Origin of the sequence: Streptomyces sp. LHD-70, assembly GCF_031157275.1 — a bacterium.
Lineage (GTDB): Bacteria > Actinomycetota > Actinomycetes > Streptomycetales > Streptomycetaceae > Streptomyces.
On the sequence record NZ_JAVIFW010000001.1, the window covers coordinates 788551 to 803518 of the forward strand.

General features: G+C 69.9%; 11 protein-coding genes. 8 read left to right on the top strand and 3 right to left on the bottom strand.

What is annotated here, in order from left to right; all coding sequences use genetic code 11:
• Positions 1-247 precede the first annotated feature (247 nt).
• The 5 genes from gltB (at position 248) to RCO28_RS03575 (ending at position 9712) form a co-directional block, all read left to right on the top strand.
• Positions 248-4756: a glutamate synthase large subunit gene (gltB, locus tag RCO28_RS03555; protein WP_308939693.1), complete on the top strand. Its 4509-nt coding sequence runs from the start codon at positions 248-250 to the stop codon at positions 4754-4756.
• Positions 4749-6209 carry a glutamate synthase subunit beta gene (locus RCO28_RS03560; RefSeq protein ID WP_308939411.1) on the top strand — a complete coding sequence of 487 codons (1461 nt, stop codon included), beginning with the start codon at positions 4749-4751 and terminating at the stop codon, positions 6207-6209. Before gltB ends, RCO28_RS03560 begins: the two co-directional genes overlap by 8 nt.
• 341 nt (positions 6210-6550) lie before the next feature.
• Positions 6551-7846, top strand: coding sequence for a sugar ABC transporter substrate-binding protein (locus tag RCO28_RS03565; RefSeq protein ID WP_308939412.1), 1296 nt, complete (start codon positions 6551-6553; stop codon positions 7844-7846).
• A gap of 13 nt (positions 7847-7859) precedes the next feature.
• On the top strand, positions 7860-8873 hold the full coding sequence (locus RCO28_RS03570) for a sugar ABC transporter permease (protein ID WP_308939413.1): 1014 nt from the start codon (positions 7860-7862) through the stop codon (positions 8871-8873).
• Positions 8870-9712, top strand: coding sequence for a carbohydrate ABC transporter permease (locus RCO28_RS03575; protein WP_308939414.1), 843 nt, complete (start codon positions 8870-8872; stop codon positions 9710-9712). Before RCO28_RS03570 ends, RCO28_RS03575 begins: the two co-directional genes overlap by 4 nt.
• A 60-nt stretch (positions 9713-9772) precedes the next feature.
• Here the strand turns inward: RCO28_RS03575 and RCO28_RS03580 are convergent, their stop codons facing one another.
• Positions 9773-10498, bottom strand: coding sequence for a glucose 1-dehydrogenase (locus tag RCO28_RS03580; protein WP_308939415.1), 726 nt, complete (start codon positions 10496-10498; stop codon positions 9773-9775).
• 112 nt (positions 10499-10610) lie between these two features.
• On the opposite strand from RCO28_RS03580, the gene RCO28_RS03585 reads away from it, so the two are divergent.
• A complete protein-coding gene (locus RCO28_RS03585) occupies positions 10611-11345 on the top strand; it encodes a VWA domain-containing protein (RefSeq protein ID WP_308939416.1) in 735 nt (244 codons plus the stop codon).
• A gap of 3 nt (positions 11346-11348) precedes the next feature.
• Here the strand turns inward: RCO28_RS03585 and RCO28_RS03590 are convergent, their stop codons facing one another.
• Complete coding sequence (locus tag RCO28_RS03590; protein WP_308939417.1) at positions 11349-12314, bottom strand: acyl-CoA dehydrogenase family protein; 966 nt, start codon at positions 12312-12314, stop codon at positions 11349-11351.
• Positions 12311-13459: an acyl-CoA dehydrogenase family protein gene (locus RCO28_RS03595; RefSeq protein WP_308939418.1), complete on the bottom strand. Its 1149-nt coding sequence runs from the start codon at positions 13457-13459 to the stop codon at positions 12311-12313. Before RCO28_RS03595 ends, RCO28_RS03590 begins: the two co-directional genes overlap by 4 nt.
• A 53-nt stretch (positions 13460-13512) precedes the next feature.
• Between RCO28_RS03595 and RCO28_RS03600 the strand changes: the two genes are divergently transcribed.
• Both RCO28_RS03600 and RCO28_RS03605 read left to right on the top strand, forming a co-directional pair.
• The gene (locus RCO28_RS03600) at positions 13513-14301 is read left to right on the top strand and encodes an SDR family oxidoreductase (RefSeq protein WP_308939419.1); all 789 of its coding nucleotides are present in this window, start codon (positions 13513-13515) and stop codon (positions 14299-14301) included.
• Positions 14302-14355: 54 nt separating this feature from the next.
• Entirely contained in the window at positions 14356-14943 is a 588-nt protein-coding gene (locus RCO28_RS03605) for a TetR/AcrR family transcriptional regulator (protein ID WP_308939694.1), read from the top strand.
• The last annotated feature ends 25 nt before the right edge of the window (positions 14944-14968 follow it).

Sequence of the window (14968 nt, forward strand, 5' to 3'; positions counted from 1 at the left end):
GTTGATCTGTCCGGGTCGACCCTCTTTCACCGCATGAGCCAGCTCGGTGGTGTCCGCATGGTGGAACGAAGTATCCGGTTTTCGAGAAGGCCGCCATCATGTAATCTGCACGAAATTTTGCGCACCGCGAGGGCCAACGTCGTCCCTCGGCACATGCACACACTGCACATTTGCCTCGACGACGACGGGAGTGCCGATGCGTTCCGACGCCTGGTCGCCCATGGACGGTCGCCCCGCCCCCCAGGGCATGTACGACCCCCGTAACGAACACGACGCCTGTGGTGTCGGGTTCGTGGCCACCCTCACTGGTGTTGCCAGCCATGAGCTGGTCGAGCAGGCGCTCACCGTTCTGCGCAACCTCGAGCACCGCGGCGCCACCGGCTCCGAGCCGGACTCGGGTGACGGCGCCGGCATCCTGCTCCAGGTCCCCGACGCCTTCCTGCGCGAGGCCGCCGGCTTCGACCTGCCGGAGGCGGGCGCGTACGCCGTCGGTATCGCCTTCCTGCCGGTGGACTCCGCCGACGAGACCGCGGCGCGCATCGAGGCCATCGCCGCCGAAGAGGGCCTGAACGTCCTCGGCTGGCGTGACGTGCCGGTCGCGCCCGAGCTGCTCGGCGCCTCCGCCCGCTCCACGATGCCGGTCTTCCGCCAGATCTTCGTGGGTGACGGCAGCAGCACGGACATCGCGCTCGACCGCAAGGCCTTCGTCCTGCGCAAGCGTGCCGAGCGCGAGGCCGCGACGTACTTCCCGTCGCTGTCCGCCCGCACCATCGTCTACAAGGGCATGCTGACCACCGGCCAGCTGGAGCCCTTCTTCCCGGACCTGTCCGACCGCCGCCTCGCCTCGGCGGTCGCGCTCGTCCACTCGCGCTTCTCCACGAACACCTTCCCGTCGTGGCCGCTCGCGCACCCGTACCGCTTCGTCGCGCACAACGGTGAGATCAACACCGTCAAGGGCAACCGGAACTGGATGCGGGCCCGCGAGTCCCAGCTCGTCTCCGACCTCTTCGGGAACGAGAAGCTGGACCGGATCTTCCCCGTCTGTACGCCGGACGCCTCCGACTCCGCGTCCTTCGACGAGGTGCTCGAACTCCTGCACCTGGGCGGCCGTTCGCTGCCGCACTCCGTGCTGATGATGATCCCGGAGGCCTGGGAGAACCACGCCTCGATGGACCCGGCCCGGCGCGCCTTCTACCAGTTCCACTCCACGATGATGGAGCCCTGGGACGGCCCGGCCTGTGTCACCTTCACCGACGGCACCCAGGTCGGCGCGGTCCTCGACCGCAACGGTCTGCGCCCCGGCCGCTACTGGGTCACCGACGACGGCCTCGTCGTGCTCGGCTCCGAGGTCGGCGTCCTCGACATCGACCCCGCCAAGGTCGTCAAGAAGGGCCGCCTGCAGCCCGGCCGCATGTTCCTCGTCGACACCGCCGAGCACCGCATCGTCGAGGACGACGAGATCAAGGCCGGCCTCGCCGCCGAGAACCCGTACGCGGAGTGGCTGGAGGCCGGCGAGATCGAGCTCTCCGACCTGCCCGAGCGCGAGCACATCGTGCACACCCACGCCTCGGTCACCCGCCGCCAGCAGACCTTCGGCTACACCGAGGAGGAGCTGCGCGTCCTGCTCACGCCGATGGCCAAGGCCGGCGCGGAGCCGATCGGCTCGATGGGTACGGACACCCCGATCGCGGCCCTGTCCGAGCGCCCCCGGCTGATCTTCGACTACTTCACGCAGCTGTTCGCGCAGGTCACCAACCCGCCCCTTGACGCCATCCGCGAAGAGCTCGTCACCTCGCTGTACAGCTCGCTCGGCCCGCAGGGCAACCTGCTCGAGCCCAGCGCCGCCTCGTGCCGCTCGGTCACGCTGCCCTTCCCGGTGATCGACAACGACGAGCTGGCCAAGCTCATCCACATCAACGCCGACGGCGACATGCCGGGCATGAAGGCCGTGACCCTGTCCGGTCTCTACCGGGTCTCCGGCGGCGGCGACACCCTCGCCGCCCGCATCGAGGAGATCTGCGGCGAGGCCGACGCGGCCATCGAGGGCGGCGCCCGCCTGATCGTCCTCTCCGACCGCCACTCGGACGCCGAGCACGCGCCGATCCCGTCGCTGCTGCTCACCGCGGCCGTCCACCACCACCTCATCCGTACGAAGCAGCGCACCCAGGTGGGCCTGCTCGTCGAGGCCGGTGACGTCCGCGAGGTCCACCACGTCGCCCTGCTCATCGGCTACGGCGCCGCCGCGGTGAACCCGTACCTGGCGATGGAGTCCGTCGAGGACCTCGTCCGTGCAGGCACGTTCCTTCCCGGTATCGAAGCCGAGCAGGCCATCCGGAACCTGATCTACGCCCTCGGCAAGGGCGTCCTCAAGGTCATGTCGAAGATGGGCATCTCGACCGTCGCCTCCTACCGCGGCGCGCAGGTCTTCGAGGGTGTCGGCCTGGACCAGGCGTTCGTCGACAAGTACTTCAACGGCACCACCACCAAGATCGGCGGCGTCGGCATCGACGTCATCGCCGACGAGGTCGCCGCCCGCCATGCCAAGGCCTACCCGGTCTCCGGCGTCCCCTCCGCGCACCGCGCCCTGGAGATAGGCGGCGAGTACCAGTGGCGCCGCGAGGGCGAGCCGCACCTGTTCGACCCGGAGACGGTGTTCCGCCTGCAGCACTCCACGCGGCAGGGCAAGTACGACGTCTTCAAGCAGTACACGGACCGCGTCAACGAGCAGTCCGAGCGCCTGATGACGCTGCGCGGCCTGTTCGGCTTCAAGAGCGACCGGCCGTCCATCTCCATCGACGAGGTCGAGCCCGTCTCCGAGATCGTCAAGCGCTTCTCCACCGGCGCCATGTCGTACGGCTCCATCTCCAAGGAGGCGCACGAGACCCTCGCCATCGCCATGAACCAGCTGGGCGGCAAGTCCAACACCGGTGAGGGCGGCGAGGACCCGGACCGCCTGTACGACCCGGCGCGGCGCTCGTCGATCAAGCAGGTCGCCTCCGGCCGCTTCGGTGTGACCTCCGAGTACCTGGTCAACGCCGACGACATCCAGATCAAGATGGCCCAGGGCGCCAAGCCCGGCGAGGGCGGCCAGCTGCCCGGCCACAAGGTCTACCCGTGGGTCGCCAAGACGCGGCACTCGACGCCCGGCGTGGGCCTCATCTCGCCGCCGCCGCACCACGACATCTACTCCATCGAGGACCTGGCTCAGCTGATCCACGACCTCAAGAACGCCAACCCCTCGGCCCGCATCCACGTGAAGCTGGTCTCCGAGGTCGGCGTCGGCACGGTCGCCGCGGGTGTCTCCAAGGCGCACGCGGACGTGGTCCTGATCTCCGGCCACGACGGCGGTACGGGTGCTTCTCCTCTTACGTCCTTGAAGCATGCGGGCGGTCCCTGGGAGCTCGGCCTCGCCGAGACCCAGCAGACCCTGCTGCTCAACGGCCTGCGCGACCGCATCGTCGTGCAGACCGACGGCCAGCTGAAGACCGGCCGAGACGTGATCATCGCCGCGCTGCTCGGCGCCGAGGAGTTCGGTTTCGCGACCGCGCCGCTCGTCGTCTCCGGCTGCGTCATGATGCGCGTCTGCCACCTGGACACCTGCCCGGTCGGCATCGCCACCCAGAACCCGACCCTGCGGGACCGGTTCTCCGGCAAGGCCGAGTACGTCGTGAACTTCTTCCAGTTCATCGCCGAGGAGGTCCGCGAGCTCCTCGCCGAGCTGGGCTTCCGCACCATCGAGGAGGCCGTCGGCCACGCCGAACTCCTCGACACCGAGCGGGCCGTGAACCACTGGAAGGCGCAGGGCCTCGACCTGAAGCCGCTCTTCCACGTGCCCGAACTGCCCTCGGGCGCCGTGCGCCACCAGCTGATCACGCAGGACCACGGTCTGGAGAAGGCGCTCGACAACGAGCTGATCAAGCTCTCCGCCGACGCTCTCGCCGCGAACTCCGCGCAGGAGGCCCAGGCCGTCCGCGCCCAGGTCGCCATCCGCAACATCAACCGCACCGTCGGCACCATGCTCGGCCACGAGGTGACGAAGAAGTTCGGTGGCGCGGGCCTGCCCGACGACACCATCGACATCACCTTCACCGGCTCCGCGGGCCAGTCCTTCGGCGCGTTCGTGCCGCGCGGTGTGACGCTGCGCCTGGAGGGCGACGCCAACGACTACGTCGGCAAGGGCCTCTCCGGCGGCCGTGTCGTCGTCCGCCCGGACCGCGGCGCCGACCACCTCGCCGAGTACTCGACCATCGCCGGCAACACCATCGGCTACGGCGCGACCGGCGGCGAGATCTTCCTCCGCGGCCGGGTCGGCGAGCGCTTCTGCGTCCGCAACTCCGGTGCCACGGTGGTCTCCGAGGGCGTGGGCGACCACGGCTGCGAGTACATGACCGGCGGCCAGGCGGTCGTCCTGGGCGAGACCGGCCGCAACTTCGCGGCGGGCATGTCCGGCGGTACCGCGTACGTCATCGACCTGGACTCCGACAACGTCAACTCCGGTAACGCCGGCGCCGTCGAGGCCCTCGACGAGACCGACAAGCAGTGGCTGCACGAGGTCGTGCGCCGCCACCAGGAGGAGACCGGCTCGACGGTCGCCGAGAAGCTGCTCGCCGAGTGGTCCGTGTCGGTGGAGCGTTTCAGCAAGATCATCCCCAGTACGTACAAGGCAGTGCTCGCCGCCAAGGACGCCGCCGAGCTGGCCGGGCTCCCCGAGTCCGAGACCCACGAGAAGATGATGGAGGCGGCGATCAATGGCTGACCCGAAGGGCTTCCTCAACCACGGCCGCGAGGTCGCCGAGACCCGCCCCACCGAAGAGCGGGTCCGCGACTGGAACGAGGTCTACGTTCCCGGCTCGCTGCTCCCGATCATCTCCAAGCAGGCCTCGCGCTGCATGGACTGCGGCATCCCGTTCTGCCACAACGGCTGCCCGCTCGGGAACCTGATCCCCGAGTGGAACGACTACGCGTACCGCGAGGACTGGTCGGCGGCGCAGGAGCGGCTGCACGCGACGAACAACTTCCCGGAGTTCACGGGCCGTCTGTGCCCCGCTCCCTGTGAGTCGGCGTGCGTCCTCGGCATCAACCAGCCGGCCGTGACCATCAAGAACGTCGAGGTCTCGATCATCGACCAGGCGTGGGACCGAGGCGATGTCGCGCCCCAGGCCCCGGAGCGCCTCTCCGGCAAGACGGTCGCGGTCATCGGCTCGGGCCCGGCGGGTCTGGCCGCCGCCCAGCAGCTCACGCGGGCCGGCCACACCGTCGCCGTCTACGAGCGCGCGGACCGTATCGGTGGTCTCCTCCGGTACGGCATCCCCGAGTTCAAGATGGAGAAGCGGCACATCAACCGCCGTATCGAGCAGATGCGCGCGGAGGGCACCAAGTTCCGCACCGAGATCGAGATCGGCCGCGACATCGACGCCGCGAAGCTGCGCAAGCGGTACGACGCCGTGGTGATCGCCGCGGGCGCGACGGTCTCCCGCGATCTCCCGGTCCCCGGGCGCGAGTTGAACGGCATCCACTTCGCGATGGAGTACCTGCCGCTCGCGAACAAGGTGCAGGAGGGCGACTACGTGGCGCCCCCCATCACCGCCGAGGGCAAGCACGTCGTCGTGATCGGCGGCGGTGACACCGGCGCGGACTGCGTGGGCACCGCCCACCGCCAGGGCGCGGCCTCCGTCACGCAGCTGGAGATCATGCCCAAGCCGGGCGAGGACCGGAACCCGGGCCAGCCCTGGCCGACCTTCCCGATGCTCTACAAGGTCACCTCCGCGCACGAGGAGGGCGGCGAGCGGGTCTACTCCGTCTCCACCACCCACTTCGAGGGCGACGAGGACGGCAACGTCCAGTACCTGCACCTCATCGAGGTGGAGTTCAAGGACGGCAAGCTGGAGCAGAAGCCCGGCACCGAGCGGAAGATCCCGGCCCAGCTGGTCACGCTCGCGATGGGCTTCACCGGCACCGACCAGGAGAACGGCCTCGTCTCGCAGTTCGGCCTGGAGCTCGACGCCCGCGGCAACGTCGCCCGCGACGCCGACTTCCAGACCAACGTCCCCGGCGTGTACGTCGCCGGTGACGCGGGCCGCGGCCAGTCCCTCATCGTCTGGGCCATCGCCGAGGGCCGCTCGGCCGCCCACGGCGTGGACCGCTTCCTCACCGGGGCGTCGGACCTCCCGGCTCCCATCCGGCCCACGGACCGCGCCCTCACGGTGTAGCCCGTACGGCCCCAACCGACGCTCCGTACAACGGCGTACGGACCTGACGCAGCGCCTGCCTGACTGTCCCCGACCGGACGACGAGGTAGGCGCTGCGGCATTTTTTCTTCCCCAAAGATGCGCAGTTCCCCGCGCCCCTTAAGAGGAAAGGGCGCGCCGCAGGCGACGTTGCGCGCTCCGCAATGCAGGCCGCACATATTGCACCCGTCGCAATGACAGTCACGGTTCGGCCGCGTATCCGGATGGGTCTAGACCGGCTCGTTCCCGCGTGGTGAGAATCACTCACAGCGGGGGTCGTTCACCGAGATCTCCGTGTGGACCGCCATCCAGGAGGCGCCGGTATGAAGCGACGTGTCATCGCGGCGGGGATCGCCCTGACGCTCGGCCTGACCGCGACGGCATGCGGCGAGGGGTCGGGCGGGGAGGACTCCGCGACCGACGGCAAGGGCAAGACCCTCACCGTATGGATCATGGAGGGCACCAACCCGGACGCGCGGCCCTTCTTCAAGGAGGCCGCGGCGGCGTTCAAGAAGAAGACCGGCGCCGACATCAAGGTCGAGTACCAGCAGTGGGCCACCGGCCAGAAGAAGTTCACGACCGCGATCGAGGGCGGCGCCGACCAGGTCCCGGACGTCGCGGAGGTCGGCACCACCTGGGTGCCGCAGTTCGCCGAGACCGGCGCGCTCGTCGACGTCACCGGCAAGGTGAAGGAGTCCGGGCTCGGCGACGACCTCGTCGAGGGCCTCAAGGACGCGGGCACCCTCGACGGCAAGCAGTACGGCATGCCCTGGTACGCGGGCGTGCGCTCGATCGTGTACCGCAAGGACCTGTTCGAGAAGCACGACATCAAGCCGCCGACGAACTGGAAGGAACTGACCGCCGCCGCCAGGACGCTGAAGGAGAAGGAGCCCGACAAGGTCGCCTTCCCCGTCGCGGGCGGCGCCGAGATGTTCGCGACCGCGTTCATCTGGGGCGCGGGCGGCGAGCTCGCCACCGAGAAGGGCGGCAAGTGGAAGTCGGCGATCAACTCGCCGAAGTCCGTCGAGGGCATCGAGTACTACACCGGCCTCGCCACCAAGGAGAAGGTCTCCCCGGCCAAGGTGAACACCTGGACCGAGAAGGAGGTCGGCGACGCCTGGAACAAGGGCCAGATCTCCATGTCCGTCGGCGGCAACTGGACGCCGAAGGCCATCGTCGACGCCAACCCCGACCTCAAGGGCAAGCTCGGCGCCATCCCGATCCCCGGCAAGGACGGCGGCATGAGCCGCTCCTTCCTCGGCGGCTCGTACCTCTCCACGTTCAACACCGAGAACAAGGATTTGGCCTGGGAGTTCGTGAAGCTCCTGACCACCGGCGAGTTCGCCGCCAAGTGGGCCGAGCAGACCAACTACTTCCCCGGCCAGAACTCCGAGCTGGAGAAGGTCGCCGCGAAGAAGGACCCGCTGGTCGAGCCCTTCGCGAAGCAGATGCTGGAGGCCGGCGCCACGGTCCCGAAGACCAAGGCGTACGGCGAGATCCAGGCCTCGCAGGTCGTCACCGGCATGGTCCAGTCGATCCTGAGCGGCAAGGCGAGCGTCCAGGAGGCCGCCGACAAGGCCGCCAAGGACATGGACGCGATCTTCGCCAAGGACGAGTGAGGACGGCGCGCAGGTGAAGCCAAGCAAGACGCTCATCGACGGGAGCGGGCCGGACGCCGGGGACACCCTGACGGCCGGCCGCCCCGCCCCCGCGAACCCCCCGACCGACAAGGCCGCGCTCCGCCGCCGCAGAAGGGTCGAACTCACCCGCCCCTGGCTCCTGTTGGCGCCCGCCCTGATCGTCCTGGCCGGACTGCTGCTCTGGCCGCTCATCCAGGTCGGCAAGCTCTCTCTGCAGGACTACGAGGTCAAGTTCGGCGGCGGCGTCGGCACCTTCACCGGCTTCGACCACTACACCGACCTGCTCACCAGCGGTCTGCTCTGGAAGACCGTCCTGCCCAACACGGTGTTCTTCGCCGTCGCCTGCGTCGGCCTGACCATCGCCCTCGGCACCCTCGTCGCGCTGCTGCTCAACCGGCTCGGCACCACCTGGCGGCTGATCTGCTCGATCGCGATCCTCGCCGCCTGGGCGATGCCCGCCGTCACCGGCACGTACGTCTGGATCTGGCTGTTCCAGCCGCAGGACGGACTGTTCAGCCAGCTCGCGGGCGCCGCCGGCCTGATCGACCCGGCGACCACCAACTGGTTCACCGAGCGGCTGCCGTTCTACGCCATCGCCACCCTGAACGTGGTCCACCACGGCTTCCCGTTCGTCGCCATCACCGTCCTCGCCGGCCTCCTCACCATCCCCAAGGAGCTGTACGAGGCGGGCATGCTGGACGGCGCCAACGCCTGGCAGCGGTTCTGGAAGATCACCGTGCCGACGATCAAGCCGGTGTTCCTCGTCGTCACGATCCTGTCGACCATCTGGGACTTCAAGGTCTTCACGCAGATCTTCGTGATGCCGGGCGGCAACGGCTCCAACCCGGACGTCTACAACCTCGGCGTCTTCTCGTACATCGAGGCGTTCGCCAAGAACGACTACGGGGCCGGCTCGGCGGCGGCCGTGCTGCTCACGCTGCTGCTGCTCGCCATCACGATCGTCTACATCCGCACGCTGTTCCGGCAGGGGGAGGAGGACCTGTGAGCACCCAGAGCCAGACCAAGGGCTCGGCCGTGCGCCGGCTCGGGCTCGGCGCCGCCGTCGCCGCGCTCCTCGTCTTCACGCTCTTCCCCGTCTACTGGATGGTCTCCACCGCGTTCGACCCGAAGGCCCTGACCCGCGGCTCCGGCCTGCTGCCCAGCGGCGTCACGTTCGAGCACTTCCAACTGGTCTTCGAGCGCGGCAACTTCGGTACGTATCTGCTGAACTCGGCGATCGTCGGCGGTGCGACCATCCTGGCCGCCGCCCTGCTTTCGCTGTTCGCGGCGATCGCGGTGGCCCGGTTCAGATTCCGCTTCCGCACCTCCGTACTGATCATGATCCTGATCGTGCAGATGGTGCCGTTGGAGGCCCTGGTCATCCCGCTCTTCATCCAGATGCGGGACTACGAGATGCTCAACTCGCTGCTCGGTCTGAGCGTCGTCTACATCGCGCTCTCGCTGCCGTTCGCGATCTGGACGCTGCGCGGATTCGTCCAGACCGTGCCGAAGGAGGTCGAGGAGGCCGCGTACATCGACGGGGCGTCCTGGCCGCGGATGTTCTGGTCCGTGCTGCTTCCGCTGGTCGCGCCCGGCCTCGTCGCCACGTCGATCTTCGCGTTCATCACCGCGTGGAACGAGTTCGTGTTCGCGTACACCTTCATGAAGGGCAGCGACAAGTACACGGCCGCGGTGGGCATCTACCAGTTCTTCGGCGAGAACTCGACGGCCTGGGGCCCGGTGATGGCCAGCTCCACGCTCGTCACCGTGCCCGTGATGATCTTCTTCGTCGTGGTCCACCGCAAGCTCGGCTCCGGCCTCGCGGCGGGGGCGGTCAAGGGCTGAGCCGCCTGCTGCCGTGCGGGCCCCCGTCTTGCTTTAGACGGGGGCCCGCTTTCGTGCTCCTCAGGCCGTCGTCCCGCCGTCCACCGGGAACTCCGCGCCCGTGATGTACGAGGACGCGTCCGACACCAGGAACCGCACCAGCTCCCCGACCTCGTCCGGGCGTCCGGTCCGCCCGAGCGGCACGTGCGACCAGTCCCGGCCCGCCGTCGCCTCCGCGATCATCGGGGTGTCGATCGCGCCGGGATGCACCGAGTTCACCCGGATCCGGTACGGGGCCAGGTCGAGGGCCGACGAACGCGTCAGGCCGCGCAGCCCGAACTTCGTCGAGCCGTAAGCCGCGTGCCCCGGAATTCCGGTGAGCCCCGCCTTGGACGAGATGTTCACGATCGACCCGCCGCCCGCCTCGCGCAGCGCCGGCACCACCGCCTGGATCCCCAGGAACGGGCCGAGCAGATTGACCCTGAGCAGCGCCTCGAAATTCGCGTACGTCTCCTCCTGCACGGACGCCGTACGCCACAGCGCGGCGTTGTTCACCAGTGCGTCGAGGCGGCCGAAGCGGTCCAGGGCCGCGCGGACGACGGCCGCCCAGCTGTCCGGGTCCGCCACGTCGTGCCGCACGAACAGGCCCTGCCCGCCCAGGGATGCGGCGACCTCGCGGCCCTCCTCCTCGCGCAGGTCCGTGACCACCACGCGGGCGCCCGCCTCCGCGCACAGCCGGGCCTCCGCGGCGCCCTGGCCGCGGGCGGCGCCTGTGATCAGGACGGTGCTGCCGTCGAGGGTGTTCATACCTCTACCTCCCGGTCGCCGTATATGACTAATAGTCATGTTCGGGGTGGGGTGCCGTAACCTCAACAGGCAGGAGCCAGGCCGTTCGCGGCCGTTCGTGAGGAGTCGCCGTATGCCGTCCGCCATCTCCCTGCGCAAGGTCGAGGAGACCGCCCCCGGCCTCGTCGACCTCTACAAGCACGCGGGCGTCAGCCTCACCAAGCACGGCCTGGACTCGGCGCGGGCGGCGGTGTACCTGGTCCTCGACTACTCCGGTTCGATGCGCCCGTACTACAAGGACGGCACCGTCCAGGCGCTCGCCGAGCGGGTCCTTGGGCTCGCCGCGCACCTGGACGACGACGGGCGGGTGCCGACGGTGCTGTTCTCCACCGACATCGACGCCGTCGACTCCGTCGCCCTCGACGACCACCGGGGGAGTGTCGAGCGGATCGTGTCCCGGCTCGGGCACATGGGGAAGACCAGCTACCACCTGGCGATGGACGCGGTCATCGACCACTACCTCGACAGCGGTGCGAAGGAACCCGCCCTGGTCGTCTTCCAGACCGACGGCGGCCCCATCAGCCGCCCGGCCGCCGAGCGGTACCTCTGCAAGGCGGCGAGGCTTCCGCTGTTCTGGCAGTTCATCGGCTTCGGCGACCCGGACAGCAAGCAGTTCGACTTCCTGCGCAAGCTGGACGAGTTGCCTGTGCCGGGGCGGCGGGTGGTGGACAATGCGGGGTTCTTCCATGCGGGGGTGGATCCTCGGGCGGTGCCGGATGCGGTGCTGTACGACCAGCTGGTCGGGGAGTTCCCGCACTGGCTGCGGGCGGCGCGCGGGTTGGGGATCGTCGGGGCGGGGAGGGGATAACACCTAACGCGCGCCCGCCACCACCCGCGCCCGACATTCCGCAGGAGACCCCCAAGCCGTCCGCAGCACCTGCGCCTTCCGGATCCACAACGACAGGTCCAACTCCTCCGTGTAGCCGATCGCCCCGTGGAGTTGGAGAGCCACCCGGGAAGCGGCGTACGCGGCCTCGGACGCGCTCACCTTCGCCGCGGCGAGGTCGGCGCGGCTCATCGTGAGGGCCGCGCCGTACAGCAGGGGGGCGGCGAACTCCAACTTCAGCAGCACATCGGCCAGTTGGTGCTTCACCGCCTGGAACGCCCCGATCTCCGTGCCGAACTGCCTGCGCTGCTTCACATAGGCGACCGTCCGATCGAGCAGCGCCCGGCCCACCCCCAGAGCCTGCGCGGCCGAGGCGAGCGTGCCCCAGGCGTCGGTGGCCGCGAAGGCCGCACGGTCGGAGGTGAGGAGCTCGGCGGGCGCTCCGGGTTCGGTCAGGCGGCGGGCCGGGTCGGCGGAGCGGTGGGTCGGGCCATGGCCGGTGCAGGTGTGCAGGGCGCCGTCGGCGAAGGTCACGGTGAGGTCGGCCGCTTCCGCGTCCAGGGCGTACGGGCCGCCCGGCGCCTTGACCGTCGCCATCACGGAACCGGCGGCGATGCCCGGTAGCAGCCGCTTGGCGTGCGTCGAGTCCCCGGTCGCGGCGAGGAGCCCGGCCACCGCCGCCGTCTCGACCACCGGCCCCGGCACCGCATGCCGCCCCAACTCCACGTACGCCACGGCCAGTTCGACCGCCAGCGGCCCCACTCCCTCGTACTCCTCCGGGACCGCGAGCGCGAACACCCCCGCCTCCGCGAGCCGCGACCACAGCGCGCGGCCGGGGGCGAAGTCGCCGGTGGACCAGGCCCGTACCGCCGACGGGACGTCCGCCGCCGTCAGCATCGCGTCGAGCGTGCGGGCGAACTCCCGCTGCTCCGCGTCGAGCTGGAACCTCATGCCCGGCGTCCCTTCGGCAGGCCGAGCAGCCGCTCGGCGATGATGTCGCGCTGGATCTCGTTCGTACCGGCGTAGATCGGCCCCGCGAGCGCGAAGACATAGCCCTCCGCCCAGGCGTTCTCCGCCAACTCGCCCTCCACGCCCAGGAGGTCCAGGGCGGTCTCGTGCGTCCGGATGTCGTGCTCCGACCAGAACACCTTGTTCAGGCTCGACTCCGCGCCGATCGTCTCCCCGGCCGCGAAGCGCGTCGCCCCCGCCGCCGTGAACAGCTGGTACGCCCGCGCCCCGATCACCGCGTCCGCCACCCGGTCCCGCAGCGCGGTGTCGGCCGGATCGCCCCGCTCCCGCCACAGCGCGAGCAGTCGCTGCGCGCCCGCCAGGAAGCGCCCGGGGGAGCGCAGCGTCAGGCCGCGCTCGTTGCCGGTCGTCGACATGGCGATCCGCCAGCCGCGGCCCACCTCCCCGATGACGTCCTCGTCCGGTACGAAGACCCGGTCGAGGAACAGCTCCGCGAACGCCGGTTTCCCGTCGAGGCGGCCGATCGGCCGGACCGTCACGCCCGGCGCGCGCAGGTCGAACATCAGATACGTGAGGCCCTGGTGCGGCTTGGCCGCGTCCGGGTCCGTGCGGAAGACGCCGAACGCCCGGTCCGCGAACGCCGCCCGCGACGACCAGGTCTTCTGCCCGCTCAGCAGCCAGCCCCCCGCGGTGCGTTCGGCGCGCGAGCGCAGCGACGCCAGGTCCGAGCCCGCCTCCGGCTCCGACCAGGCCTGCGCCCAGATCACCTCGCCGCTCGCCATCGCGGGCAGCACCCGGGCCTTCTGCCCGTCGGTGCCGTGGTCGAGGAGGGTGGGGGCGAGCAGATTGATGCCGTTCTGCGAGACCCGTCCCGGCGCGCCCGCCGCGTGGTACTCCTCCTCGAAGATCAGCCACTTGACGATGTCGACGCCCCGGCCGCCGTACTCCTCGGGCCAGTTGACCACCGACCAGCGGTCCGCGGCCAACCGCGCCTCCCACTGCCGGTGTTGGCCGAAGCCCTCCTCGGTCTCCAATGAACCGATCGGCTCCGGCGGCACGTTGGCGCGCAGCCAGTCCCGTGCCTCCTGCCGGAACGCCTGCTCCTCGGGTGACTCGTCCAGGTCCACGGGCGGCCCCAACTCCCTTCCCTAACAAGTGTTTGGTAGGTTAGCCTCCTGCCGTGACCGACAACAAGCCGCAGTACGTAAGAGGACACGGACTCCTCGACGGGCGCACGGCCGTCATCACCGCGGCCGCCGGAGCGGGCATCGGCGGCGCGACCGCACGCCGCTTCCTCGAAGAGGGCGCGTCCGTCGTCATCAGCGACGCCCACGAGCGCCGCCTCGCCGAGTCCGGGGCCGAGCTGGCCAAGGAGTTCGGGCCGGACCGGGTCGCCGCGCTGACGTGCGACGTCACCGACGAGGAGCAGGTGCGGGCGCTGTTCTCGTACGCCGCCGAACGCCACGGCGGACTCGACCTCGTCGTCAACAACGCCGGTCTGGGCGGGACTTCGGCCCTGGTCGACATGAGTGACGACCAGTGGTCACGCGTGCTCGACGTGACCCTCAACGGCACCTTCCGCTGCGTACGGGCCGCGCTCAGGCACTTCAAGGAGGCCGGCTCCGGCGGCGTGATCGTCAACAACGCCTCCGTCGTCGGCTGGCGCGCCCAGGCCGGGCAGGCGCACTACGCGGCGGCGAAGGCAGGCGTGATGGCCCTGACCCGCAGCGCCGCGATCGAGGCCGCCGAATACGGGGTGCGGGTCAACGCCGTCTCGCCGAGCCTCGCCATGCACCCGCATCTGGTGAAGGTCACCACCCCCGAGCTGCTCGACGAACTGACCCGGCGCGAGGCCTTCGGGCGGTACGCCGAGCCCTGGGAGGTCGCCAACGTGATCGTCTTCCTCGCCGGCCCCTACTCCTCGTACATGACCGGCGAGGTCGTCTCCGTCAGCAGCCAGCATGCGTAGGCCCGCGATGGCGGGGCGGACAATGGACGTGTGCCGAAGCAGAACGCCAAGAACGTGACCCCGTCGCCCGCCCGCCGCCGCGAGCTGCTCGCGACCGCCGCCGAGGTCTTCGCCGCGCAGGGCTACAACGCCACCACCGTCCGCAAGATCGCCGACGAGGCCGGCATGCTCGCGGGCAGCCTCTACTACCACTTCGACTCCAAGGAGGGGATCCTCGACGAGATCCTCTCCACCTTCCTCGACGAGCTCTGGGAGGGGTACGACACGGTCCTCGCCGCCGGACTCGGCCCCCGCGAGACCATCGAGGCCCTCGTCACCGAGTCCTTCCGCGAGATAGACCGGCACCGCGCCGCCGTCGCGATCTACCAGAAGGAGTCCAGGCACCTCGCCCGCCAGCCCCGCTTCGGATACCTCGCCGCGTCCCAGGAGAAGTTCGAGAAGGCCTGGCTCGGCACCCTCGAACGCGGCGTCGCCGACCAGGTCTTCCGCTCCGATCTGGACATCCGGCTCACCTACCGCTTCGTCCGCGACACCGTCTGGGTCGCCGCCTCCTGGTACCGGCCCGGCGGACTGCACACCCCGGAGGAGATCGCCCGGCAGTACCTGTCGATGGTCCTGGACGGCATCGCCGTACGCGAATGAACCACCCCTGCTGACATACCCGTTG